The 323-nt window shown below is 48.3% G+C and carries 1 protein-coding gene; it reads left to right on the forward strand.

The annotated features are described in order from the left end of the window. The first annotated feature begins 122 nt into the window (after nucleotides 1-122). Entirely contained in the window at nucleotides 123-302 is a 180-nt protein-coding gene (locus tag CHM34_RS18870; protein WP_094266071.1) for a hypothetical protein, read from the forward strand. The last annotated feature ends 21 nt before the right edge of the window (nucleotides 303-323 follow it).

Here is a 323-nt window from a genome sequence, read left to right on the forward strand (position 1 = left end):
GGTATTATTTTCTTTGCCAAATCAGTATGGAATGTTAGAAGGATAATTGAAAAAGTGAGGGCAGATCAGTATAAAAGTTAGAGCACCCACCCGGGTGCTTTTTCATGGAGAGGATGATATAGATGGTCAAGGCCGCTTTGTTGGGTGCTGGCTTGTTCCTGGGGATTGTGATCGGCAACATGTGGGCGCAATTGGATCCAGGCACCGCCGTATCGGGGAAAGGTATCGAGCAGTGGAGTGAGGAACCCGCAGTCGGTGGCCTGGCGAGTAATGAGGTGAGTATGTATGAAAGCATGGGCTAAGTCATTCTATAAAAGCAAGGC

Origin of the sequence: Paludifilum halophilum, assembly GCF_002245355.1 — a bacterium.
In the GTDB taxonomy this organism is placed as follows: Bacteria; Bacillota; Bacilli; order Thermoactinomycetales; family DSM-45169; genus Paludifilum; species Paludifilum halophilum.

Coding starts and splice junctions, on each gene's coding strand:
- CHM34_RS18870 (WP_094266071.1), top strand. CDS start 123: ATGGTCAAGGCCGCTTTGTTGGGTGCTGGCTTGTTCCTGGGGATTGTG.